Consider the following 23,410-nt stretch of genomic DNA (forward strand, 5'->3'; position numbering starts at 1 on the left):
CTACCTCTTGTGCCGGATTCTGGGGTTGATGAGGCCGTAGAGGATGTCGACGGAAAGGTTCACCAGCATCACCAGCGAGGCGATCAGCAGGAGCCCGCCCTGCACGGCCGGATAGTCGCGCCGGGAGACCGAATCGATCATCCACTTGCCGACCCCGGGCCAGGAAAAGATCGTCTCGGTCAGGATCGCGCCGGCCAGGAGCACGCCGACCTGCAGGCCGATGGTGGTGATCACCGGGATCATCGCGTTGCGAAGGGCATGGAGCCCGATCACCCGGCGCGGCGCGAGGCCCTTGGCCCGTGCCGTGCGCACATAGTCCTCGCCGAGCACCTCCAGCATCGCCGAGCGGGTCTGGCGGGCGATGACGGCAAGCGGAATGGTGCCGAGCACGATGGTCGGCAGGATCAGGTGTTCGACCGCACTGGCAAAGGCGCCCTTCTGACCGGAGAGCAGCGAGTCGATCAGCATGAAGCCGGTGACCGGCTCGAAGAAGAACATGAATGATATTCGCCCCGACACCGGCGTCCATCCGAGCGTGCCGGAAAAGACGATGATGAGCAGCAGCCCCCACCAGAAGATCGGCATCGAATAGCCGGTCAGCGCCGTCGCCATGACGGTGTGGTCGAACACCGAGCCGCGCCGGACGGCGGCGATGATGCCGGCCGGCAGGCCGACGGCGATGGCGAAGATGATGGCGCAGATGGAAAGTTCCAGCGTCGCCGGGAACAGCGTGAAGAACTCGTCGAACACCGGCCGCTTGGTGACGATCGAGCGGCCGAGATCCCCCTGCAGCACGTCACCGACGAAGGTCAGGTACTGCTGCCAGATCGGCTGGTCGAAGCCCATCAGGTGCATGAGCTGGGCGTGCCGTTCGGGCGTCACGCCGCGCTCGCCGGCGAGCAGCTCGATGGGGTCGCCGGGCAACAGCCGGATGAACAGGAACGCGATGATGGTGACGCCGATGAATGTCGGCACAAGCACGGCGATGCGGTTAAGAAGAAAGCGCAGCATATGGGTGCCGGGAAATCCGTGTCAGTGATCCGCAAGAAAAGCGCCGCTTCGACCAACGGTTGATGGCGCCGATTGTTCCGCCGTCGGCTCTGCGGATCGTCCCGCCCGGCCCTGTCGCCGAGGGGAAGAAAAATCGGGCGCCGGCAGGCCGGCGCCCGAAATGGACCGTTCTACTTGAGGTCGACACCGTAGAAGATGTGACCGCCGAACGGATCGATCTTGTAGTCCGAGACTTCCTTGCGGACCGGCTCGAAGACGACCGAGTGCGCGATGGTCGCCCACGGCGCCTGCTCCTTGAAGACCACCTGGGCGTCTTCATAGAGCTTGGTGCGCTCGTCGGTGTCGGAGACGATCTTGGCCTTCTGGATCAGGTCCTCGAACGGCTTGTGGCACCACTGGGCGCGGTTGGCGCCGCCGACCGCATCGCAGCCGAGCAGCACGGCGAGGAAGTTGTCCGGGTCGCCATTGTCGCCGGTCCAGCCGAGCAGCACGGCACCGTCGCGATCCTCTTCCTTGGAGCGCTTCAGGTACTCGCCCCACTCATAGGAGACGATCTCGGCCTTGACGCCGACCGCGGCCCAGTCGGCCTGGATCAGCTCGGCCATGCGCCGTGCGTTCGGGTTGTAGGGCCGCTGCACCGGCATCGCCCAGAGCTTCATGGACAGATCCGTGACGCCGGCATCCTCCAGCATCTTCTTGGCGACCTCAGGCTCGTAGGTGTCGTCCTTCAGGTTCGCATTGTAGGACCAGATGGTCGGCGGGATCGGCGCCACGGCGACCTTGCCGGCGCCCTGGAACACGGCGTCGAGGATCGCCTGCTTGTTGATCGCCTTGTTCAGAGCCTTGCGCACCTCGACCTTGTCGAACGGCGCCACCTTGGTGTTGTAGGCGAGATAGCCGACGTTGAGGCCTTCCTGTTCCATCAGGTTGATGGCGGCATCCGTCTTCATCGCGGCGATGTCGGCCGGATTCGGATACGGCATGATGTGGCATTCGCCGGCCTTCAGCTTCTGATAGCGCACCGAAGCGTCCGGGGTGATGGCAAAGACCAGGTCGTCGATCGGCGCCTTGCCGTCCCAGTAGTCCTCATGCGCCTTGTAGCGGATGACGGCGTCCTTCTGGTAGGCGACGAACTTGAACGGACCGGTGCCGACGGGCTGCTGGTTCAGCATCTCCGGCTTGCCTTCGGCCACGAGCTGGTCGGCGAATTCCTTCGACAGGATCGAGGCGAAATCCATCGCCAGGTTCGCCATCATCGGCGCTTCCGGCCGGTTCAGCACGAACTTGACGGTATAGTCGTCGACCTTGACGATCTCCTTGATGAGATCGGGCATCGACATGCCGTTGAAGTATTCCCAGGACGCGCCGCCGACATAGGCATGCATCGGATGGTCGGCCTTGAGCTGCCGGTTGAAGCTGAACAGCACGTCGTCGGCGTTGAAGTCGCGGGTCGGGGTGAAGAAGTCCGTGGTGTGGAACTTCACGCCCTTGCGCAGATGGAAGGTGTATTCGGTGCCGTCCTTGGAAATGTCCCAGGACTCGGCAAGGCCGGGAATGATCTTGGTGGTGCCGCGCTCGAATTCGGCGAGCTTGTTGAAAACGTTTTTCGACGTCGCGTCGAAGGTCGTACCGGCGGTGTAGAGCGCCGGGTCGAACCCTTCCGGGGACCCTTCGGAGCAATAGACGAGGGTCTTTGCGTGCGCGGCGCCGGCAATCATGGTCGCGGCGAACAGTCCCGCAGCCAGTCGTACCAGGGTTTTTGACATTCTTGTCCTCCTTGTTTCGGACGGCATCTGCGTATGCTTATGAAAAAAGGCCCGACACCGAGGTGGCATGGAGCTACCGCCGTCCGACGTGCCGGCAATTTAGACTCGCCGGAGTGCCGTAGGGCAAGAGCGAATAGATAACAATCCTGTTTTAATTGCTTTCGGAAAGGTTTCCTTTTTCATGCAAATGATGTGCAAGAGCAGACAGGTCCTTAAAGACGCTGGCCTTCAGGGATTTGCGTCGTCCGCGCACGGAAATGTCTGTGTGATCAATGTCCGCGCTGTCGAAACCGGCATGGACGAGCACCGCTTCTGAGACAACGAGACGCGCTCCGTAGTCCTTCGACATGCTTTCCAGGCGGCTGGCCGTGTTGACGGTGTCGCCGAGCGCGGTGATGTGGGCGGAGATGTGTTCCGCGCCGACCGCGCCGATACGCCCGAGGATCGCTGGGCCGGCATGGATGCCGATGCCGATGGCGAGCGGCGCATCGAGGCTGGCCGCCAGTTCCTCGTTGAGCGCGGCGAGCGCGGCATCGATGCGCACGGCGGCCTCCAGCGCCTGGCGCGCGCCGGTCCTGGCGCCGCTCGACATGCCGAAGATCGCCATGATGCCGTCGCCGATGAACTTGTCCACATAGCCGCCGGCGCCGTCGATCGCCCGGGTCATGACGTCGAAATAGCGGTTGAGAACATAAACGATGTCGTAGGAGAGCCGCTGTTCGGACAGGGTGGTGAAGCCGCGGATGTCGATGAACATCACCGCAACGGTCTGCTCCACGCCCCAGTAATAGGCATCGGCCGCGCGCGCCGCGGCACGCCCGGAACTGCGCGCCGGCAACAGCGGGCGCACGGTCATGTCCTCGCTCGGCCGGATCTGGCAGGCAAGCCGAACGTCCTTTTCCGCGCCGATCCGCTCAAGCACGGCGGTCTCGTTTGCATCCGGCGGGTCCAGGTGGTCGAGGCCCTTGAGAATCTTGGTCCGGCAGGTGGAGCACCGGGCGCGTCCGCCGCAGACCGAGGCGTGCGGAATGCCGCTCATGCGGCTGATTTCCAGAAGGGTCGGCCCGGGCGGCGTGCGGATGGCGAGGTCGCCGGGATAGGTGATCTGGATGCCTTTGACCATGCTGCGCTGCAGGCGGTAGGCGATCAGCGCGCCGGCGATGGTGGCGACGACGACGATGAGGACGGCATGGCCGATATCTGTCGTCCGGTTGATCCAGTCGAACTGTTCCTGGGTCAGGGTGCCGGTGTTCTGGCCGAGCAGCCAGAGGCGCCTTGCGGCATCGACCCAACCCCACATCGCCAGCGCCGGAATGGCGACGGCAAGGGACAGGAGGTAGGGAAAGGCGCGCGAATACCAGGGCCGGATGCGCAGCCAGAAATGGAGGCCGATGCAGCCATGGGCCCAGACGATGAGCAACAGGATCGACTGGGAGGCGACACTGCCCGGCCACAGGATCGACAGCTCCTGGGTATAGGTGACGTTGACGCCGAAAACCTCATAGATGCCGCGCGTCGCCGCCACGTGCTTGACGAGGTAGTAGGGAATGGTGAGACCGAGCAGGAGCTGGACCGCCTCCCAGGGCGGCAGCCGGAGGGTGCGCCGGCGCGCCGTCTTCATCACCGCAAGGGTCGCATGGGTGAGCGCCGCACCGGCCAAGAGGATCGTGCCGGGAATGGAGTGCCAGACCGCCTCGCGCCAGTCCTGCACCTCCTCCATCAGCCCGACGGAATAGACGCCGATGATGTGGTTGAGGAAGTGGGTCAGCACGAAGGTGAAGAGGACGAGGCCGGAATAAAGCCTCAGCCGTTGCAGGAGATCGCCCTGCCCCGGCGCCCAGCGAAACGTCTGCTCGCGTTCAGCCATGGCCGTCGCTCCCGGACGCGCGGCGCATGCCGGTGGGGGATTTGTCGCTCGGCAACTGCGCCATGTCAGGCGAACCGGTCCGGATCGAACCGGTCGACATCGGAAAGAAGCTCCACGAAGCCGCGCGCGGCGTGGTCGAGGATCGCCCGGCCCGCCTCCGCGGTCGCAAGGCGCGCATCGCCGACGACACCGGCCGGGTTGAGGTCGTCGGAGCGCCAGCCGAACCGGGCCGGCCCGTAGGCGCGCAGATGCGTGAAGTCTTCGGCAAAAGTCTCCTGCGCCGAGGCGAACCGGTCGGCCTTGTCCATCGCCACCAGATCCGGGCGCAGATGCAGCATCAGCGAGGTCTCGACGGCGCCGCCATGGATGCCGAAGGCCTTTTCCTCGGCCGGGAACAGCCCCTCGGGCAGGCCGAACCGGCTCCACGATGCGGCGACCGCCAGCATCCGGTGCTCCGTCCTCAGCTTCTGAATGACGATGTCGACGACGGGCGAGTTGCCGCCGTGGGAATTGACGATGACGAGCTTGCGAACCCCGGACGCGCAAAAGCTCCCGCCGATCTCCGTCAGCACCCTGAGAAGCGTCTCCGGCGACAGGGTCAGCATGCCGGGAAAGGCCCGGTGCTCCTCGGACCAGCCGACGGAAAGGAGCGGCAGGAAGGAGACAGGCAGATCGTCCGGCATCAAGGCGATGACGCGCTCCACATGCCCGCGCGCGATCTCCGCGTCGGTGGCAAGCGGCAGGTGGCCGCCATGGGGCTCGACCGCCGCGATCGGCAGCACCCCGATCCAGCGCGCGGTATCCGCCGCTGCGATCTCTTCGGCCGTCATCTCCTGCCAGGTGCGGCGCGGCAGCATCGTCTGTCCTCTTTTGTCGTCTGCGTATAAATGATTAGGCGCTGCCGCAACGCCCGTAAAGGCCGCGAACGGAAACCGAACGGCTTGCGCGGTTTCGCAAACCCGACAATGATGGCCGGCGAATCCGGAAAAAGAAAGCAACCGCCGATGTCCGCCACCGCCGGCCCGATCCGCGAGGAAATGCCCGCACCCGCCGTTTGTCTCCAGGACGTCTCGATGACCTATCCGAGCGGCCACGAGGCGCTCCGGGACGTCTCGCTGACCGTGGCGCCCGGCGAATTCGTCAGCATCATCGGCCCGTCCGGCTGCGGCAAGACGACGATCCTCAGAATCATCGCCGGCCTCGTGCGCCCGACCGCAGGCGGCGTCTTTCTCGACCTGCCGCAAAATCCGGGTGCGGGAAACGGCAATATCGGCTTCGTCTTCCAGGAGCCGACGCTGATGCCCTGGGCCGACGTCTTTTCCAATGTCTGGCTGCCGCTGCGCCTGCGCGGCCTGTCGAAGGCGGCTGCCCGGCCTGAGATCGAGACGATGCTGGAACGGGTCGGTCTTGCTGATGCCGCAGGCGCCTTTCCCGGCGAATTGTCGGGCGGCATGAAGATGCGGGTGTCGATCGCCCGCGCCCTCGTCACCGGCCCGCCGCTCCTGTTGATGGACGAGCCCTTCGCCGCCCTCGACGAGATCACAAGGTTCCGCCTCAACGACGACCTCCTGTCGTTGTGGTCGGACCTCGGCTGCACCATTCTGTTCGTCACACATTCGGTATATGAATCGGTCTACCTGTCGGACCGCATCGCCGTCATGGGCAATGCACCCGGCCGGATCTGCGAAGAAATGACCGTAGACGGCAAAAGACCCCGCAACGGCGATTTCAGGGTTTCCGGGGACTATCTGGCGGCATGCGCCACGGCGTCGCGGCTGCTCAGGGCCGCAACCGCAGGAGGCGGCTGAAATACCCCGTATCCAACAGGGGTTGAGCCCCGAGCCCGGCCTTGCCGGCGGAATTCCCGGGCCGCTTTTGGCGGATCAACCTTGCATATCGGAGGCGTTCGTTTCATCGTCTCTTATTGAACACGCGTTGAAGAAGAGATGCGGAGCCAGATCGGGGTGTGGCTGCCCAAAGGCATGTCCGCGAGGGTGGATAACGCAGCAGCCATCGCGCCGCGACCGGCGACATCTGGAGGCATGAAGTGACGAACATCGACGCGTTCAAGGCCGATATCGCCGGAATAGACTTCCGCGACCAGGGCGCCATCGTCCAGCAGAAGAGCCGCGATTTCTTCTGGTATTCGCCGGTCCTGCGGCGCCAGCTCGACAAGGCGTGCGCCGACGTCATCGTCATTCCCCAGGGCGAGGCCGACATCCTGCGCGTGCTCGCAGCCGCGTACCGCCACGACATACCGGTCACCGCCCGCGGCGCCGGCACCGGCAATTTCGGCCAGTCGGTGCCGCTGTCCGGCGGCGTCGTGCTCGACCTGTCGCCGTTCGATGCCATCACCGATATCCGCCCCGGCGCCATCGTCGTGCAGCCCGGCGCCAAGCCGATCGCAGTTGACCAGGCAGCCCGCGACCAGGGCCGCCAGGAACTGCGCGTGCGCCCGACCACCCACCGCACCGCGACCATGGGCGGCTTCGTCGCCGGCGGCATCGGCGGCATCGGCTCGGTCCGCTACGGCACCCTCAGCGATCCCGGCAACGTCCTGAAGCTGCGCATCGCCACCCTTGAGGCCGAGCCCCGGATCATCGAGCTTTCCGGCGCCGACGTCTTCAAGGCGATGCACACCTACGGCACCACGGGCGTCTACACCGAGCTGGAGCTGGGGCTGACCGAGGCCCATGACTGGGTCGACGTGCTGGCCGGCTTCGACCGCTTCATGGCCGCCTCCCGCTTCGGCTACGACATCGCCAATGACGAGGGGGTCGTCGTCAACGAGGTGGCGGTGATCGCCGCGCCGTTCCCCTATGACAGCTTCATCCACCACCAGAAATACATCCGCACCGGCCAGCATGTCTGCCTGGTGAAGGTCGCCGCCTCGTCCCTTGCCGCCTTCGAGGAAGCCGTCGCCCGCCATGACGGCGAGATCATCTTCCGCACCGACGAGATGGAATGCACCGACCTCACCGGCCTGCCGAGCGTCGACGAGATGGTCTGGAACCACACCACCCTGCGCGGCATTCGCATGGACCCGACCGTGACCTATCTGCAGGTGCTCTATCCGGCCGAGAACGTGCTGGGCGTGATCGAGAACCTTCTCGGCAAGATGAACGACGAGGTCACCACCCACCTGGAATTCATCCGCGTCGGCGGCAAGATCACCTGCTACGCCATGCCGGTGGTGCGCTATACCACCGACGACCGCCTCGACGAGATCAACCTCGCCTATGAGGAGCTCGGCTGCCGCGTCTTCAATCCGCACCGCTACACCATCGAGGAGGGCGGCATGAAGGCGACCGACGAGGCACAGGTCGCGTTCAAGCGCGAGACCGACCCCAAGGGCCTTCTCAACCCCGGCAAGATGATCGCCTGGGAAGACCCGGACTACAGCGTTTCCTCCGGCTCCATGTACCTGTTTCCGGGCCTGGAGCCGCGCACCTTCGACATCGTCTGAGCGCCCTTGAGGCCGGACGTTTCCCGGCTCCCCTGCCGCCTGCCCCGCAATTGCCCGCCGCGACGACCCCGCCCGGTCCAGCCTTGACACTCAGCCGGCTGCCGACGTCATTTTGCCGTCATAGAGAAATGGAAGTAATACGCCCGTCATGGCCTTCGATCACAAAAAGAGCGTCACCTTCCGCCTCGCCCAGGCCGCCAAGGCCCAGCGCGCGAGGGCCGGCAGCTATTTGAGCCAGATCGGCCTGCATCCGGGCCAGGAAGCGGTGCTGAAGTCGCTCTTCGACGACGACGACCAGACCATGAGCCAGCTTGCCGCCGCCCTTGGCGTGCAGCCGCCCACCGTCACCAAGATGGTGACCCGGCTTTCGGCCCAGAACCTCGTCCGGCGCACCGCCTCCAAGTCCGACGGCCGGCTCGCCCATGTCTGCCTCACCGACGAGGGCCGCGAGCTGGTCAAGAACATCGACCGGACCTGGAAGCGGCTGGAAAAGGAAGCCGTCGCCAAGCTCGACGACAAGGACCGCAAGCGCCTGCGCAAGCTGTTGCGGATCGTCGAACGCAGCCTCTCCAACGCGCCGGCGGTCGATGCGCTCGATGCCGAGATGGACGACGCGGACGCCGACTGATAGAACGGCAACCGTTGCGGGTGCGCGGCCAGGCGCCGCCCGAAAATCCTGATTTCCCCTCCGGAACCGGACCTTCTGCCATGGGCGAACCCCGCCATGCGGCCGCCCTTCAGCCGCGCCCCACGTCGATCGCGCTCGGCATTGCGCTGACCTGCTTCGCCTTCTTCTGCTTTTCCGCACTCGATACGACGGCAAAATATCTCGGCCAGAGCCTGCCGGTGCTGCAGATCGTCTGGTTCCGCTTCGCCTCCCATGTGGTAATGGCCGCGATCCTGTTCCGGCTCTGGAAGCGGCCGTATCTGATCCGGACCCGGCGCCCGGTCCTGCAGCTCCTGCGCGGCTGTTTCATGCTCGGCGCCACGGTGTTCAACTTTCTGGCGCTGCGCCACCTGCAGCTCACCGAGGCCAACGCCATCATGTTCGCGACGCCGCTGACGGTGGTCATCCTCGCCGGCCCGATGCTCGGCGAATGGGCCGGCCGGCACCGCTGGGCGGCGGTCATCGTCGGCTTTCTCGGCGTCCTGGTGGTGACCCGGCCGGGCATCGGCGGCATGCACTGGGCCGCCTTCCTGTCGGCCGCGGCGATGCTGTGTTTCGCGCTCTACACGGTAACCACCCGGATGCTGACCGCGACCGACACCATCGAGGGCCTGCTCCTGATCAGTGCGATCGTGCCGACCGTGGTCATCGCCGTCCCGGCGCTTGCCGTGTGGGAGACGCCGGAGAGCCCGGCGATCTGGTTCCTCCTGCTGTTGACCGGGGTGTCCGGCGGCCTCGGCCACTGGGTTCTCACCAAGGCCTATGCGGTCGCGCCGGCGCCGACGCTGGCACCGTTCAGCTACACCCAGATCGTCTGGATGACGATCCTCGGCTATCTGGTGTTTTCCGACGTCCCCGGCGTCTACACCCTCGTCGGCATGGCGATCGTCGTCGGCTCCGGCCTCTACGTGCTCTACCGCGAGCGCCGGCGCGGCCCGGCACGGGTGGCGGACGTGCGAGGCTGAAAGCTCATGCCGCGTCCTCCCGGCTCTCAGCATCACGTTCGGCGAACACCGCCCTTGCCGCAAAGAGGCCGTTGAGCGCGGCCGGAAAGCCGGCATAGACCGCCATCTGCATGATGGTCTCGACGATCTCGGTGCGGCTGAGCCCGACATTGAGGCCGGCCTCGATATGGACCTTCAACTGCGCCTCGGCCGTCCCCATCGCCGTCAGCGCGGCAATGGTCGCGATCTCGCGCGAGCGCAGGTCGAGACCCGGGCGGGAGTAGATGTCGCCGAAGGGGAACTCGAACAGATAGGTGGCGAAATCGGGGGCGATGTCGGCAAGGGCCGCCACCACCCGTTCTCCGGCCGCGCCGTCGATCTCAGCGAGGGCCCGCCGGCCGCGCTCCAGACGGCTTTCGCCGCCGTTCAGGGGGTGCTGCGTCATAGTCCTTCAACCTCGTTTCCGCGCCGGCATATCCGGCGATCTTGGTATCGAGGACGAGAAGGCTGTCCTGAAGCTCGGCAACATGCGCGCGGACGCGGGCACGGTGCTCTTCCAGCAACCGGCGCCGCTCCGCTTCCGTCCCGGCGCCCTGTTCCCTGAGCGCCGCATAGCGCAGCATGTCCCGGATCGGCATCCCGGTCGTCTTCAGACGGCCGAGGAATGCGATCCAGACGAGAACCGAAGCGTCGTAGTCGCGCTGACCCGATGCGTCGCGGTCGGCATAGGGCAACAGCCCGATCCGCTCGTAGTAGCGGATGGTGTGGGCCGTCAGTCCCGAGCGCTTCGCCAGCTCACCGATCTTCATGGACGTCCTTCCTTCGCCACGACGCAAGCAAGGCTAGGGGTTAGAGCGCGCTCTAAGTCAAGGGGGGAAAATGCGGGGCATCGCCCGCGCCCGCAAAGCCGGTGCGCGAGACGTGGCAACTGCCGAAAACGGCGCGCCTCAGGCCATGCCGGCGGCGAGCTCGCGCTGCCGGTCGGCGGAGACCTGCAGGGTCACACGGACAACGCCGGCCTCCTGGGGGTGCCGCTCGATCTCAAAGCCCAGTTCCCGGCACATCTGCAGCATCGTCGTGTTGGCGGCCAGCACGTCGCCATAGATCGTCTTGACGCCTTCGGAGGCGGCAAAGCCGATCAGCTTCTGCATGAGAAGCCAGCCGAGGCCGCGGCCCTTGAGGTCGGAGCGCACGGCAACGGCATATTCGCCGACCTCCCGGTCCGCATCGAGGATCAGGTGGGAGACGCCGAGGAGCTCGGTATCCCCCGGCGTCAGCGCGCAGAACGCCATCGACCGGTCGTAGTCGATCTGCGTCAACCGGGCGACGAACTTGTGCGACAGCTCCTTGATCGGCGTGAAGAAGCGGAGCCGGATGTCCTCCGGGTCGAGACGGTCGAAGAACCGCCCGTAGAGCGGCTCGTCCTCCGGCTTCACCGGGCGGACGGTGACGTCGAGATCGCCGGAGGTGGTCTCGCGCGAGATCCAGTTGTCGGGATAGGGCCGGATCGCGAAATTGTGCCCCGGCACGACTCCCGCCGCCGCAGGATCCAGGCGGATGCGGGCATCGAGCGCGATGACGCCGTGCTCGTCTGCGGTCAGCGGGTTGATGTCGAGTTCGGAGAGCTCCGGGATGTCGACGAGGATGCGCGACAGCGCGATCAGCGCATCGACGATGGCATCGATATTGGCCGGCGGCCGGTCGCGGTAGCCGGCAAGCAGCTTGGAGACGTTGGTCTCCTCGATCATGTCGCGGGCGATCAGCCGGTCGAGCGGCGGCAGGCCGACGGTGCGGTCGGCCAGCACCTCCACCGCCGTGCCGCCGGCACCGAAGAGGATGATCGGCCCGAACAGCGGATCGGTGGCGATGCCGGTGATCAGCTCGATGCCGTGGGCGCGCGAGACCATCGGCTCGACGGTGAAGCCGTCGATGCGGGCCTCCGGCTTCACCCGGCGCGCCGTCTCCAGCATGGTCCGGGCGGCCGCCCGTGTCTCGTCGGCACTGCGCAGGCCGAGGCGCACGCCGCCGACATCGGATTTGTGGGAGATGTCCTGGGAGCGGATCTTCAGGACCACCCCGCCCTCACGCTCCAGGATGCCAGCGGCAATCGCCGCCGCCTCGTCCGGGTCGGCCGCCGGCTCGGCCAGCGCCACCGGCACGTGGTAGGCGGCAAGCACCATCTTGGCCTCGTCCGAGGTCAGCATGGTGCGGCCGGTGGAAAGCGCCGTGTCGACGATCTTGCGGGCCAGGTCCTTTTGCGGCCGGCGCACCCCGTCGCCGACCGGCGGCGTGCGGATCAGGAGTTCCTGGACCTTGCTGTAGTCGACGATGTGGCGGAAGCCCTCGATGGCGCTCGTCGGCGTCGCATAGCTCGGCACGCCGCCCGCCGCCAGCACCTTGCGGGCGTCCGTGGCGCCGCCGTCGCCGAGCCAGCAGCCGAACAGCGGCTTGAAGACGCCGCTGTCCTTCCAGGCCTTCAGCGAGGCCTCGGCCGCGTCGGTGACGGAGGCAAGCGCCGTCGGGCAGTTCATCGCCATCACCGCGTCGACATTGGGGTCGCGCATCACAGCGGTAACGGCCGCCGCATAGCGCTCCGGCGGCGCATCGCCGATGACGTCGACGGGATTGCCGTGCGACCAGGTCTCCGGCAGTTTCTCATCGAGCGTCGCCATCGTTCCCGCGGACAGCGTCGCCAGCTTGCCGTTGCGGTCTTCCAGGGCGTCGGCGGCAAGAACGCCCGCACCGCCGCCATTGGTGACGATGGCGAGCCTTTCGCCGCGGAACGGCTTGACGAAATGGAGCGTCTCTGCCGCGGTGAAGAGTTCGTCGAGCGAGAAGACGCGCAGCACGCCGGCCCGGCGCAGCGCCGCATCGAAGACGATGTCGGAGGCGGCGAGCGCGCCCGTGTGGGAGGCCGCGGCCTCGGCCGCCGAGGCGTTGCGCCCGGCCTTGATGGCGACGATCGGCTTCAGGCGCGAGGCGAGCCGCGCCGCCGACATGAAGCCGCGCGCCTCGTTGATGGATTCCAGATAGAGCAGGATCGCCCGCGTGCGCACGTCGGAGGCGAAATAGTCGAGGAGGTCGCCGACATCGACGTCGAGCATGTCGCCGAGCGAGACCACGGCGCGAAAGCCGATGCCACGCGAGGCCGCCCAGTCGACGACGGCGGTGACGAGCGCCCCCGATTGCGACAGGAAGACGAGGTCGCCGTCGCCGGGCATGACATGGGAGAAGCTGGCGTTGAGCCCGACCGGCGGCACCAGCAGGCCGAGGCAGTTCGGCCCGACGATGCGCATGCCGTAGTGGCGCGCGATCCGGCCCGCCTCCTCGGCGAGGCTGCCGGAACCCTTGCCGAGGCCGGCCGTGATGATCAGCACCGCCAGGGCGCCGCGCTTGCCGAGTTCTTCCACGGTGTCCGGAACGTATTTCGCCGGTGCCGCGACGATGCCGAGTTCCGGTACGCCGGGAAGGTCGGCAATGGACGCGTGACAGGGATGCGGTCCGACATGGTCGTGCTTGGGATTGACCAGCCAGACCGGACCGTCGAAGCCGGCGGTCATCAGGTTGGCAAGCACGGTGGCGCCGACGCTGCCGGGACGGGGACTGGCACCGATCAGCGCAATGGACTGCGGTTTGAAGAAGGAGGAGAGGTTCTTGACGGACACTGGAGGGGCCTCCGTTTATGGCGAACCGGGCCTTTTTTTATTGCAACGCAGCATACACCATAGGAGTGCATCTGCCAACGCCTGCCGGTATTGCAATATTATCATATTCTTAATGATAGCAGGTTGCATTCCGCACGCGTTCGCACCTGCGAGAAGAGAGCCCCGGAACCGCGGATTTCGGAACGGGTCCGGAAATCGCCGCGGTGGCGGGCGTTTACGGGGCGCTAACGGTTTGCCGATCAACTGTATTCATGCGAGTCGAGAGGTGCCGCACATGTTCCGTACCCATGCGTCTGCGTCGATCAGCGCCACCGCCCTTTTCCTTGCCCTTGCGGCCGTCGCGGCCGGGCCGGCCAGCGCCCAATCGTCGGAGCCGGCGATCACTGCCGCCTGGACCATCGGAGACGATTTCTCCAATGCCAGTTGCGAGGCGGAACTGAGCAACGAGGCCGGCCCCAACGGCGCTCGCATCGCCCGCCTTTCCGACTGCGCCGGGCTCTATCCGGTGCTCGCCCCGGTGCGCGGCTGGCGCCCGGACGGCATGGGCGGGATCGTCCTCGTCGACGGGGCCGGCGCCGCGGTCGTCACCTATGCGCTCGGCGAGGCCGACGCGCTGTTGTCCGTCGAGCCGGAAAACGTCTTCCTGCGCCTGGCGCCGAAGGACAGCGGCGCCCTCATCACCGGCACCATCGGCGAAACCCTGGACTGACCGGATAGCGTTGGAGCGCCGTCAGGTGTTCTTCTTCAGGAATCCGTCCATGCGCTCGATGGCGCGGGAGATGTTCTCCGTCGAATTGGCGTAGGAAAGCCGCATATAGCCCTCGCCGAGGACACCGAAATCCGGCCCGCCAATGGTCGCGACCCCGGCCTCCTCCAGCAGCGCGGAGGCCAGCTCCTTCGCCTTCCAGCCGGTCTTTGAAATGTTGGCATAGGCATAGAAGGCGCCGGCCGGCATCAGGCAGGAAACGCCCGGCAGCGCGTTGAGCCCGTCGACGATCACCTTGCGGCGTTCGTCGAAGGCACCGACCATCTCCGAAACGCAGTCCTGCGGCCCGGTGAGCGCGGCCAGCCCCGCCCACTGCGTCGGCGCGTTGACGCAGGACCAGGCGTTGACGGCAAGCTTCCTGACCTTGTCGTAGAGCCCCTCCGGCCAGACCGAATAGCCGAGCCGCCAGCCGGTCATGGCATAGGTCTTCGACCAGCCGTCGAGCAGGATCACCCGGTCGCGGATCTGAGGGTAGGACATCAGCGAATGGTGGACCGCGCCGTCATAGGTCATCTGGCCGTAGATCTCGTCGGACAGGATCGCAACGTCCGGGAACGCGGCAAGCCCCTCCACCAGCCGGGCGATCTCCTCCTGCGGCGTAACGCCACCGGTCGGGTTTGCCGGCGAGTTGAGGATCATGAGCCGGGTTGCGGGCGTGATCAGCCCGAGCGTTTCCTCGGCCGAAAAGGCAAAGGCGTTGTCCTCGCGGATCGGGATCGGCATCGGCCGCGCCCCGGTGAACTCGATCATGGAGCGGTAGATCGGAAAGCCCGGATCGGGATAGAGGATGTCGACGCCCGGCTCGCCGAACATCAGGATCGCGGCGAACATCGTCACCTTGCCGCCGGGCACGATCAGCACCCGTTCCGGCGAGACGGCAGCGCCCGTGCGCCGCTCCACGTCGGTGGCGACGGCCTCGCGGAGCGGCAGGATGCCGGTCGCCGGCGTATAGCCGTGATGGCCCTCGCGCAGCGCCGTAACGGCGGCTTCCACGATATGCGGCGGGGTCGGGAAGTCCGGCTGGCCGATGCCGAGATTGATGATGTCGCGGCCGGCGCCCGCAAGCTCGGTCGCCCGCGCCAGAACGGCAAAGGCGTTTTCCTCGCCGATGCGATCGAATCCGGCAATCGTGGTCAGCATGCCTTGTCTCCCTTGTTATCCTGGCGGCGTCGCAGCGCCGCCCGTCGCTGTCGCGCGCGAACAAGACATAGCGGTAAAGACGTGCTAGAGGCTAGCGCCATCAGAAACATCTCACCTCCGGCCGCCCGCCCGCCTCGAGACCAGACAGGTCCGCGGGTAAATGTTCAGAGCGCCCTGAAAGGGCATGTTCGAGATCGCCAGCCGGACCCGTGCCCGCGTTGCAGCACTTGGCGCGAGGGGGTGCCCCGCGGGGCCGCCGTCGGCACGTAGAAAATCGAAGGAAATACCATGTCGGACCGGCTCGCCGGAAAACGGACACTCGTCACCGCCGCCGGCCAGGGCATCGGCCGCGCCACCGCCATCGGCTTTGCCGAAGCGGGCGCCGAGGTCATCGCCACCGACGTCGCGCCGGAGCAGTTGGAAGACCTGGCCGCCCTCGGCGTTGCCAGATGCGTCGCCCTCGACGTCACCGACACGGCCGAGACCTATGCGGTCGCCGAGGACCTCGGCGCCATCGACGTGCTGTGCAACTGCGCCGGTTACGTCCATCGCGGCACGGTGCTCGATTGCGACGAGATCACCTGGGACTACTGCTTCGACCTCAACGTCAAGTCTATGCACCGCACGATCCGCGCCTTCCTGCCGGCAATGCTGGGCCAGGAGGGCGGCTCGATCATCAACATGTCGTCCGGCACCTCCTCGATCCGGGGCACCCCGGCGCGCTACGTCTACGGCGCCACCAAGGCCGCCGTCATCGGCCTGACGAAGGCGATCGCCGCCGATTTCGTCAAGGACGGCATCCGCTGCAACGCCATCTGCCCGGGCATCGTCAGGACGCCGTCGCTGGAGGGCCGGGTCGCGGAACTCGCCGTCGAACTCGGCGCCTCGATCGAGGACGCCTGGGCCCATGTGCTGGACAGCCAGCCGAGCGGCCGCGTGGCCGACCCGGAGGAGATCGCGGACCTGGCGATCTACCTCGCCTCCGACGAATCCGCCTTCGTCACCGGCACGGAAATCGTCATCGACGGCGGCTGGGTGCTGTAGGGCTCGGGGTTAGCGCCGCAACACGCACGCGACGTTGCTCCTGGATTGCCGCGTCGGCCTATCGGCCTCCTCGCAATGACATTTTTTTGCGTCATCGCGAGCGCAGCGAAGCGATCCAGTACGGCGCGAAAGGTTAGACCACCACGGCCGCCACCCCCTCTGCCGTCATCCCGGCCGGAGCGCAGCGGAGAGCCGGGACCCAATGCCCGCCGCGGCATGGTCGCCCGCATCGGGCTTTGCGCGGCCTGTCCCCGGCGCAAGACCCCCTGCCACGAGCGAACGGCATACCGTGTGGAGAGGGGCAATAGGCCCCGGGTCAAGCCCGGGGTGACGGGGAGAGAGCGCGGCAATGTCGAGCGTCATCGCGAGCGCAGCGACGCGATCCAGTGCGGCGCACGCAGCTGGACTCCGGTGATGACCGGGCACGCCACCCCGATCAATGCGTCGTAATCATCTCCGGCCCCATCAGAGACGTCGGCAGCACGGTGGAGATCCACGGCACATAGGTGACCAGCACCAGGAACACGGCGAGGATGCCGAGCCAGGGCAGCGCCGCACGGACCACCGCCATCACCGGCATGCCGGCGACGCCGGACGTCACGAAGAGGTTCAGCCCGACCGGCGGCGTGATCATGCCGATCTCCATGTTCACCACCATGATGATGCCAAGATGGATCGGATCGACGCCGAGCTGGATGGCGATCGGAAAGACGAGCGGCGCGACGATGACGATGAGGCCCGAGGGCTCCATGAACTGGCCGCCGACCAAGAGAAGCAGGTTGACGGCAATCAGGAACGTCCACCAGGAAAAGCCGAAATCGAGCATTGCCGCGGCGATCGCCTGGGGCACCTGCTCGCTGGTCAGCACGTGCTTCAGGATCAGCGCGTTGGCGATGATGAACATCAGCATGATGGTCAGCCGCCCGGCTTCCAGCAGCGTGCGCTTGGTCTCCGGGTGGAGGCAGGCGGGAACGAAGCCGATGACGATGGCCGCGATGTTGCGCAGGATCGCGGTCGGCAGTGCCTCGCCCTTCTTGCGCCAGGCGACGTTCTTGAGCGGCCCCATGTCGCGATAGACGAAATTGGCGATCAGGAAGGCATAGACCGCGGCGACGGCCGCCGCCTCCGTCGGCGTGAAGACGCCGCCATAGATGCCGCCGAGGATGATGACGATCAGCATCAGCCCCCAGAACGCATCGGCGGCGGAGACGAGGATTTCCCGCCAGCCCTTCCAGTCCTCCGCCGGCAGGCCGCGCACGCGGGCCGCCACATAGATGCCGACCATCAGCATGCCGCCGGCAATCAGGCCCGGAATGACGCCGGCAAGGAACATCCGCCCGACCGAGACGTCGGTTGCCGCCGCATAGACGACCATGACGATGGACGGCGGGATGAGGATGCCGAGCGTGCCGGCGTTGCAGATGACGCCGGCAGCGAAATCGCGGGTGTAGCCGACCTGGCGCATGCCGGCGATGACGATGGAGCCGATGGCGACGACGGTGGCCGGCGACGAGCCGGAGAGCGCGGCGAACAGCATGCAGGCAAAGACGCCGGCGATGGCGAGGCCGCCGCGCATATGGCCGACGACGGCAATGGCAAAGCGGATGATGCGCTTGGCGACGCCGCCCGTCGACATGAAGGCCGACGCCAGAATGAAAAACGGGATCGCCAGGAGCGTGTAGTGCTCCATGGACTCGAAAAGCTTGCCGGCGATGGAGGCGAGCGAGTCGTTGGAGAACAGGAGCAGGATGACGAGGCTGGAAAGACCGAGCGAGACCGCGATCGGAACGCCGATGGCAAGGAGCGCAAGGACCAGCGCAAAGAGGATGACCGCACTCATCGCCCGGCTCCTTCCCCGGACGTGCCGTTTTCGTCATGGGCGGCGCGGGCCTCGTCGACCAGTTCCTCCGCCTCGTGGCTGGCGATGATCATGGTCGTATCGCCCTTGAAGATGCTCACGGCGATCTGCAGGAAGCGGAACAGGATGAGGGCGAGCCCGAAGGGCAGGATGAAATAGGGGATGTAGCGCGGCAGCCGCTCGTAGCGCACCTCGCCGTCTTCCACGAGCCCGAAGAGCGTCTGGATCCAGTGCGGGAACGGAACGTCCTCGACCTCCAGGAAGGCCAGCTTGAAGAAGAACTTCGACCAGTACTCCCAGGCGCCGTAGAGCATCATCCCGGCATAGGCGATGCAGGCCGCAACGGCGATCAGCGCCAGGATTCTCTGGGTCTTCCTCGGAAACCGCAGCGCCACGGCGTCAACGCCGAGATGGGCGGTCATCTTGACCGCGTAGGACGCCCCGAAGATCACCAGCCAGGCGAAGAAATAGGTGGTCAGTTCCAGCGCCCACAACAGATTGTCGTTGAAGACGTAGCGGGCGACGACGTTGGAAAAGGTGGTGACGGTCATCAGCGCCAGCAGGACGGCGATGGCCGTTTCTTCTATTTCATTGACGATCCGCGACACAGGAGCCCCCTCGTTTGCCCGGTGGATTGCCACCGGCCCGGCCGCCCGCTCCCCGCCGGCGGCACAAGGCGCTGCGGCGCCTGCCCTCAAGGCCAAGCGCCCGAAGGGGAGCCGCGCGGCCGCGGCTCCCCCGTATTGCCTCAAGGCAAAGGGACTAGTTGGACGCGTTGGAGGCCTTGGCGGCTTCCAGGAGGTCCGTGCCGATGTCGCCCTCGAACTTGGCCCAGACCGGCTCCATGGCCTTCTTCCAGGCCGCGCGCTGGTCGGCGTCAAGTTCGCGGACCACACCGCCGGCGTCGATCACCTTCTGCCGGTTGGCGAGGTTGATCTCACGCGACAGCTTGTTGCGCTCGTCGGTGACCTCGTCGAAGATCGCCTTCAGCTCGGAGCGCACGTCGTCCGGCAGGCCGTTCCACCATTCCGCCGAGGTGACGACCAGATAGTCGAGCACGCCGTGGTCGGATTCCGTGACGCCGTCCTGCACCTCGAAGAATTTCTTGGTGTAGATGTTCGACCAGGAGTTCTCCTGGCCGTCGACGACGCCGGTCTGCAGCGCGCCATAGACTTCCGAGAACGCGAGCTTCTGCGGGTTGGCGTCGAGCGCCTCGAACTGCGCCTGCAGGACGTCGGAGGTCTGGATGCGGAACTTCAGGCCCTTGGCGTCTTCCGGCATCAACAGCGGCTTGTTAGCGGAAAGCTGCTTCATGCCGTTGTGCCAGTAGCCGAGGCCCAGAAGGCCCTTGCTCTCCATCGAGTGCAGCAGCTTCTGGCCGTCCTCGGAGCCCTGGAAGCGGTTCACCGCCTCGATGTTGTCGAACAGGAAGGGCAGGTCGAAGATGCGGAACTTCTTGGTGTATTTCTCGAACTTCGACAGCGACGGGGCCGCCATCTGGACGTCGCCGAGCAGCATCGCCTCAAGGACCTTGTTGTCGTTGAAGAGCTGCGAGTTCGGATAGACCTCCATGCAGGCCTTGCCGTTCATCTTGTCGTTGACGCGCTCGGCGAGCAGCGCCGCGGCCTCGCCCTTCGGATGCCCCTGGGCAGCCGTCACGTGACTGAACTTGATGACGATTTCGCCGTCGTCGCAGTTCGCAAACGCCGGCGATACGGAAAGGGCGACCGCCGCGGTGGCGGCGAGCATAAGGTGTTTCATCGTGTTCCTCCCAGAACGTTGAATCGGTGCCGCATCGAGGCGGCATCCCGCTTCGGCACTGGCAAGCGCCGTGCCATCTCCGCATTTTTGCGGTTATCCGGGGATATTGAACGAGACGGAGCACGCGGGCAACCGGCATTGACGCCGCGAATGCAACCTTTCGGTAACATTTCGCCGGCGCAATGGGTCGAATCCGACACATCGCACGGCCGGCGCCGGGATCACATCGGCTCGGACAGCACCTCGTCCTTGTCGAGAGCGTAGCGCTTCATCTTTTCGTAGAGCGCCTTGCGCGACAGGCCGAGGGCCTCGTAGGTGGCCTTGAGGCTGCCGTCCTGGCGTTTGATTTCGGCGGCGATCAGCGAGCGCTCATAGGCCGCGACGCGCTGGGCGAGCGGCGAGCCCTCCGACCCCTCCTCCGCCGCGTTCGCCGGCTCCTCGCCGTCAAGGCCGACGGAAAGGCCGAGGACGAAGCGGTCGGCGACGTTGCGCAATTCGCGGACATTGCCCGGCCAGTCGTGGGCGGTGAGCGCCGCCATCAGTTCCGGCGTGAAGTCCGGCACCTCGCGGCGGAAACGCGCCCGCGCCTCGCGCGCCAGGTGATGGAAGAGGATCGGCAGGTCTTCCTTGCGCTCGCGCAGCGGCGGCACGGTGACGGTGACGACGTTGAGCCGGTAATAGAGATCGCTGCGGAACCGGCCGTCGGCGCAGGCCTCCTCCAGGTCGACCTTGGTGGCGGCGACGAAGCGCACGTCGAGCGGGATCGCCTTGTTGGAGCCGAGCCGCTCGATCGAGCGCTGCTCGATGACCCTGAGGAGCTTGACCTGCAGGTCGAGCGGCATGGATTCGATCTCGTCGAGGAAGACGGTGCCGCCCGCCGCATGCTCCAGCTTGCCGATGCGTTGGCGGATGGCACCGGTGAAAGCGCCGGCCTCGTGGCCGAACAGCTCGGACTCGATGATATCGCTCGGCAGCGCGCCGCAATTGATGGCAACGAACGGCTTGTCGCGCCGTGGGCCTTCGTCGTGCAGCGCCCGCGCGACGACCTCCTTGCCGGAGCCCGTCTCGCCAAGGAGCAGGACGTCGACGTCGGCCTCGGCCAGCGCCTCCACCTCGCTGCGAAGCCGCTGCATCACCGGGGTGCGGCCGATGAGGCGGGCGATCAGCCCGGTCTCCTCGTCGAGCGCCTGGCGCAGCGCCCGGTTTTCCAGCACCAGCCGGCGCGTATGCAGCGCCCGCAGCACCGTGTCGTTGAGCCGGCTCGCCGGAAACGGCTTTTCCATGAAGTCGTAGGCGCCCGCGCGCATCGCCTCCACGGCGAGCGGCACGTCGCCATGGCCGGTGATCAGGATCACCGGAAAGGCCGGATCGATGTCGAACGCCCGGCGCATCAGGGTGAGGCCGTCGTTTCGCGGCATGCGGATGTCGGTGACCAGCACGCCGTAGAGCGTGCGGTTGACGTGGTCGAGCACGGTGTCGCCGTCGGCATAGGTGTGGACGTTGTGGCCGCCGAGCTCCAGCCCCTGTGCCAGCGCATCGCGGAGGTCCGCCTCGTCGTCGACCAGAAGAACGGTGCTGTGCTCCATGAATGTCCTTTGAAATGACGCCTATTCAGCCGCGTTGAGGACCGGCTCGCTGAGCGGCACCTTGATGGTGAACACCGAGCCGCCTTCCGGCCGGGCCTCCGCCACGATCGTTCCGCGAAAGTCCTGGATGATCTTATAGGCGATGGACAGGCCGAGCCCCAGCCCCTCGCCGACATCCTTGGTGGTGAAGAACGGATCGAAGATGTGCGCAAGATCCGCCTCGGAAATCCCCGGTCCGTTGTCGCTGACGGCGATGATGCCGTCGCAAGAATCCTTGGAGATGTCGACCCGCACCATCGGGTCATTGCGCCCGGCGACCGCGTCGAGGGCATTGCCGACGATGTTCATCAGCACCTGTTCCAGCCGCACCTGGCCGGCATCGACGACGACCTCACCGGCCTCGTGGAAGACGTCGACCTGAACGCCTGCCTTGCGCATCCGCGGTCCGAGCAGCATCAGGGTCTCCGACAGGGCCGGGGCCACCGAGATCGGCCGGGTCGTCGCCTCCGGCTTGCGGGCGAACGTCTTCAGGTGCCGCGACAGGCCGGCGAGCCGGTCGACGAGGGCGCCGATGCGCTGCAGATTGCCCGATGCCTCCGGCTTGCGGTCGCGCTCAATCAGCAGGGCCGCATTGTCGGCATAGGAGCGGATCGCGGCGAGCGGCTGGTTGAATTCGTGGCTGAGCGCCGCCGACATCTGGCCGAGGGCGGCGAGCTTTGCGGCCTGCACCAGTTCCGACTGGGTGCGGCGCAGCTCCTCCTCCGTCGCCTCGCGTTCCCGGACCTCGCTGGCGAGCCGGGCGTTGGCGAGCGTCAGTTCCCGCGTGCGGTCGCGCACCCGGCGCTCCAGGCGCAACGCCGCCGCCCGGTCGTGCCGCATCTGCCGCGAAAGCCGGCCGCGCCGGTCGACGAGATATCCCGCCCCGGCCGTCGCGATCAGGCCGGCAAGCAGCACCGTCAGCACCAGATTGCTCATCTGGGCGCGGGCGAGCGCGGTGTCAGAATAGACCCGGAGCGTCCAGTCATAGAGCGGCAGGAACGCCGTCTCCTCCAGATAGCGGTGTGCGCCGTTGCCGACTTCGTCCGGCAGGTCGACGAAGGCGAACTCGCCGTCATGGCTCTTCGGCGATTGCACCACCGGAGGATCGCCGGTGGCCATGCGGCTGAGGGCCCGGCCGCGCGCGCCGAACAGTGGCCGGCCCCGCCAGTCCTCCCGGTTCGACAGCACCACCCGGCCGGAAAGATCCGTGGCGACCACCGGATCCTTGGAGAGCGCCCAGGCCTGTTCCACGTCTTCCAGCGACACCTTGGCGACGACGACGCCGATCACGGTGTCGTCCTTGCGCACCGGCGCGGCAAAGAGATAGGAGCCACGCTCCGTCGTCGTGTCGAAGGAAAGGAACCGGCCAAGCCGGCCTTCCATCGCCGCGCGGAAATAGGGCGCATTGGCGAGGTTGGTCTCGGCGACCGGCTTGCTGGCGACCAGCACCGTCCCGTCGGTGTCGATGAACAGCACCTCGTCGGCGCCGGTCATCGCCGTCGCCGTCACCGCGATCCTGAGCGCCGCCGGCCGATCCGTCTCGGTGCCTTCGCCGAAATGGGCGACGACGTCCGGGTGCCGCGCGATCAGCGGCGGCAGGATGCGGTACTTGTCGAGGAAGCCTTCCAGGCTGACGGCATGGAAGTCGAGGGCATCGCGCGCCCGCGCCGCCTGCTCGCGCAGGAACAGCCGCTCCGCCCCGAGCCCGGTCAGGATCGCAACGACGGCAGTGGCCACGAGGCCGGCAATGATAACGGCCCCGGTCGCACCGAGGCCGAAGGGCAGTCCGCGACGCACACGCTTCATGGGTGGGACTTTATCCCATCACAC

At 66.4% G+C, this 23,410-nt stretch carries 19 protein-coding genes; 6 read left to right on the forward strand and 13 right to left on the reverse strand.

Annotated features, from left to right (window positions below; genetic code table 11):
- The 4 genes from M2319_RS05730 to M2319_RS05745 form a co-directional block, all read right to left on the reverse strand.
- A complete protein-coding gene (locus tag M2319_RS05730) occupies positions 1-1,011 on the reverse strand; it encodes an ABC transporter permease subunit (protein WP_264600489.1) in 1,011 nt (336 codons plus the stop codon).
- A gap of 170 nt (positions 1,012-1,181) precedes the next feature.
- A complete protein-coding gene (locus M2319_RS05735; protein ID WP_264600490.1) occupies positions 1,182-2,777 on the reverse strand; it encodes an ABC transporter substrate-binding protein in 1,596 nt (531 codons plus the stop codon).
- Between the two features lie 151 nt (positions 2,778-2,928).
- Positions 2,929-4,644: an adenylate/guanylate cyclase domain-containing protein gene (locus M2319_RS05740; protein WP_264600491.1), complete on the reverse strand. Its 1,716-nt coding sequence runs from the start codon at positions 4,642-4,644 to the stop codon at positions 2,929-2,931.
- Between the two features lie 65 nt (positions 4,645-4,709).
- Positions 4,710-5,501, reverse strand: coding sequence for a creatininase family protein (locus M2319_RS05745; protein ID WP_264600492.1), 792 nt, complete (start codon positions 5,499-5,501; stop codon positions 4,710-4,712).
- Between the two features lie 147 nt (positions 5,502-5,648).
- Between M2319_RS05745 and M2319_RS05750 the strand changes: the two genes are divergently transcribed.
- The 4 genes from M2319_RS05750 (at position 5,649) to M2319_RS05765 (ending at position 9,742) form a co-directional block, all read left to right on the forward strand.
- Positions 5,649-6,452: an ABC transporter ATP-binding protein gene (locus tag M2319_RS05750; RefSeq protein ID WP_264600493.1), complete on the forward strand. Its 804-nt coding sequence runs from the start codon at positions 5,649-5,651 to the stop codon at positions 6,450-6,452.
- A 239-nt stretch (positions 6,453-6,691) separates the two neighbouring features.
- Positions 6,692-8,110: an FAD-binding oxidoreductase gene (locus M2319_RS05755; RefSeq protein WP_264600494.1), complete on the forward strand. Its 1,419-nt coding sequence runs from the start codon at positions 6,692-6,694 to the stop codon at positions 8,108-8,110.
- Between the two features lie 148 nt (positions 8,111-8,258).
- Positions 8,259-8,738 carry a MarR family winged helix-turn-helix transcriptional regulator gene (locus M2319_RS05760; protein WP_264600495.1) on the forward strand — a complete coding sequence of 160 codons (480 nt, stop codon included), beginning with the start codon at positions 8,259-8,261 and terminating at the stop codon, positions 8,736-8,738.
- 80 nt (positions 8,739-8,818) lie between these two features.
- Positions 8,819-9,742, forward strand: a complete 924-nt coding sequence (locus M2319_RS05765; RefSeq protein ID WP_264600496.1) for a DMT family transporter — start codon at positions 8,819-8,821, stop codon at positions 9,740-9,742.
- Between the two features lie 4 nt (positions 9,743-9,746).
- Here M2319_RS05765 and M2319_RS05770 read toward each other — a convergent pair whose 3' ends face one another.
- From M2319_RS05770 to M2319_RS05780, 3 genes are all read right to left on the reverse strand, one after another.
- Complete coding sequence (locus tag M2319_RS05770) at positions 9,747-10,166, reverse strand: carboxymuconolactone decarboxylase family protein (protein ID WP_264600497.1); 420 nt, start codon at positions 10,164-10,166, stop codon at positions 9,747-9,749.
- Complete coding sequence (locus M2319_RS05775) at positions 10,102-10,530, reverse strand: MerR family transcriptional regulator (RefSeq protein WP_264600498.1); 429 nt, start codon at positions 10,528-10,530, stop codon at positions 10,102-10,104. Before M2319_RS05775 ends, M2319_RS05770 begins: the two co-directional genes overlap by 65 nt.
- A gap of 138 nt (positions 10,531-10,668) precedes the next feature.
- Positions 10,669-13,386 carry a bifunctional acetate--CoA ligase family protein/GNAT family N-acetyltransferase gene (locus M2319_RS05780; protein ID WP_264600499.1) on the reverse strand — a complete coding sequence of 906 codons (2,718 nt, stop codon included), beginning with the start codon at positions 13,384-13,386 and terminating at the stop codon, positions 10,669-10,671.
- Positions 13,387-13,660: 274 nt separating this feature from the next.
- Here M2319_RS05780 and M2319_RS05785 point away from each other — a divergent pair, with 274 nt between their 5' ends.
- The gene (locus M2319_RS05785; RefSeq protein ID WP_264600500.1) at positions 13,661-14,095 is read left to right on the forward strand and encodes a protease inhibitor Inh/omp19 family protein; all 435 of its coding nucleotides are present in this window, start codon (positions 13,661-13,663) and stop codon (positions 14,093-14,095) included.
- 21 nt (positions 14,096-14,116) lie between these two features.
- Here M2319_RS05785 and M2319_RS05790 read toward each other — a convergent pair whose 3' ends face one another.
- Positions 14,117-15,292 carry a pyridoxal phosphate-dependent aminotransferase gene (locus M2319_RS05790; protein ID WP_264600501.1) on the reverse strand — a complete coding sequence of 392 codons (1,176 nt, stop codon included), beginning with the start codon at positions 15,290-15,292 and terminating at the stop codon, positions 14,117-14,119.
- 288 nt (positions 15,293-15,580) lie between these two features.
- On the opposite strand from M2319_RS05790, the gene M2319_RS05795 reads away from it, so the two are divergent.
- Positions 15,581-16,336, forward strand: coding sequence for an SDR family oxidoreductase (locus tag M2319_RS05795; protein ID WP_264600502.1), 756 nt, complete (start codon positions 15,581-15,583; stop codon positions 16,334-16,336).
- A gap of 436 nt (positions 16,337-16,772) precedes the next feature.
- Here the strand turns inward: M2319_RS05795 and M2319_RS05800 are convergent, their stop codons facing one another.
- From M2319_RS05800 to M2319_RS05820, 5 genes are all read right to left on the reverse strand, one after another.
- Positions 16,773-18,176, reverse strand: coding sequence for a TRAP transporter large permease (locus M2319_RS05800; RefSeq protein WP_264600503.1), 1,404 nt, complete (start codon positions 18,174-18,176; stop codon positions 16,773-16,775).
- Positions 18,173-18,802, reverse strand: coding sequence for a TRAP transporter small permease (locus tag M2319_RS05805; RefSeq protein WP_264600504.1), 630 nt, complete (start codon positions 18,800-18,802; stop codon positions 18,173-18,175). The genes M2319_RS05800 and M2319_RS05805 overlap by 4 nt, the downstream gene beginning before the upstream one ends.
- A 154-nt stretch (positions 18,803-18,956) precedes the next feature.
- On the reverse strand, positions 18,957-19,955 hold the full coding sequence (locus M2319_RS05810) for a TRAP transporter substrate-binding protein (protein ID WP_264600505.1): 999 nt from the start codon (positions 19,953-19,955) through the stop codon (positions 18,957-18,959).
- 221 nt (positions 19,956-20,176) lie between these two features.
- On the reverse strand, positions 20,177-21,541 hold the full coding sequence (locus M2319_RS05815; protein WP_264600506.1) for a sigma-54-dependent transcriptional regulator: 1,365 nt from the start codon (positions 21,539-21,541) through the stop codon (positions 20,177-20,179).
- Between the two features lie 21 nt (positions 21,542-21,562).
- On the reverse strand, positions 21,563-23,386 hold the full coding sequence (locus M2319_RS05820; protein ID WP_264600507.1) for a sensor histidine kinase: 1,824 nt from the start codon (positions 23,384-23,386) through the stop codon (positions 21,563-21,565).
- Between the last annotated feature and the right edge of the window lie 24 nt (positions 23,387-23,410).

Source organism: Rhodobium gokarnense, assembly GCF_025961475.1.
In the GTDB taxonomy this organism is placed as follows: Bacteria; Pseudomonadota; Alphaproteobacteria; order Rhizobiales; family Rhodobiaceae; genus Rhodobium; species Rhodobium gokarnense.

Excerpts from the sequence above, each read along its gene's own strand:
- M2319_RS05730 (WP_264600489.1), bottom strand. The coding sequence starts at position 1,011 with ATGCTGCGCTTTCTTCTTAACCGCATCGCCGTGCTTGTGCCGACATTC.
- M2319_RS05735 (WP_264600490.1), bottom strand. The coding sequence starts at position 2,777 with ATGTCAAAAACCCTGGTACGACTGGCTGCGGGACTGTTCGCCGCGACC.
- M2319_RS05740 (WP_264600491.1), bottom strand. The coding sequence starts at position 4,644 with ATGGCTGAACGCGAGCAGACGTTTCGCTGGGCGCCGGGGCAGGGCGAT.
- M2319_RS05745 (WP_264600492.1), bottom strand. The coding sequence starts at position 5,501 with ATGCTGCCGCGCCGCACCTGGCAGGAGATGACGGCCGAAGAGATCGCA.
- M2319_RS05750 (WP_264600493.1), top strand. The coding sequence starts at position 5,649 with ATGTCCGCCACCGCCGGCCCGATCCGCGAGGAAATGCCCGCACCCGCC.
- M2319_RS05760 (WP_264600495.1), top strand. The coding sequence starts at position 8,259 with ATGGCCTTCGATCACAAAAAGAGCGTCACCTTCCGCCTCGCCCAGGCC.
- M2319_RS05765 (WP_264600496.1), top strand. The coding sequence starts at position 8,819 with ATGGGCGAACCCCGCCATGCGGCCGCCCTTCAGCCGCGCCCCACGTCG.
- M2319_RS05770 (WP_264600497.1), bottom strand. The coding sequence starts at position 10,166 with ATGACGCAGCACCCCCTGAACGGCGGCGAAAGCCGTCTGGAGCGCGGC.
- M2319_RS05775 (WP_264600498.1), bottom strand. The coding sequence starts at position 10,530 with ATGAAGATCGGTGAGCTGGCGAAGCGCTCGGGACTGACGGCCCACACC.
- M2319_RS05785 (WP_264600500.1), top strand. The coding sequence starts at position 13,661 with ATGTTCCGTACCCATGCGTCTGCGTCGATCAGCGCCACCGCCCTTTTC.
- M2319_RS05790 (WP_264600501.1), bottom strand. The coding sequence starts at position 15,292 with ATGCTGACCACGATTGCCGGATTCGATCGCATCGGCGAGGAAAACGCC.
- M2319_RS05795 (WP_264600502.1), top strand. The coding sequence starts at position 15,581 with ATGTCGGACCGGCTCGCCGGAAAACGGACACTCGTCACCGCCGCCGGC.
- M2319_RS05800 (WP_264600503.1), bottom strand. The coding sequence starts at position 18,176 with ATGAGTGCGGTCATCCTCTTTGCGCTGGTCCTTGCGCTCCTTGCCATC.
- M2319_RS05810 (WP_264600505.1), bottom strand. The coding sequence starts at position 19,955 with ATGAAACACCTTATGCTCGCCGCCACCGCGGCGGTCGCCCTTTCCGTA.
- M2319_RS05815 (WP_264600506.1), bottom strand. The coding sequence starts at position 21,541 with ATGGAGCACAGCACCGTTCTTCTGGTCGACGACGAGGCGGACCTCCGC.
- M2319_RS05820 (WP_264600507.1), bottom strand. The coding sequence starts at position 23,386 with ATGAAGCGTGTGCGTCGCGGACTGCCCTTCGGCCTCGGTGCGACCGGG.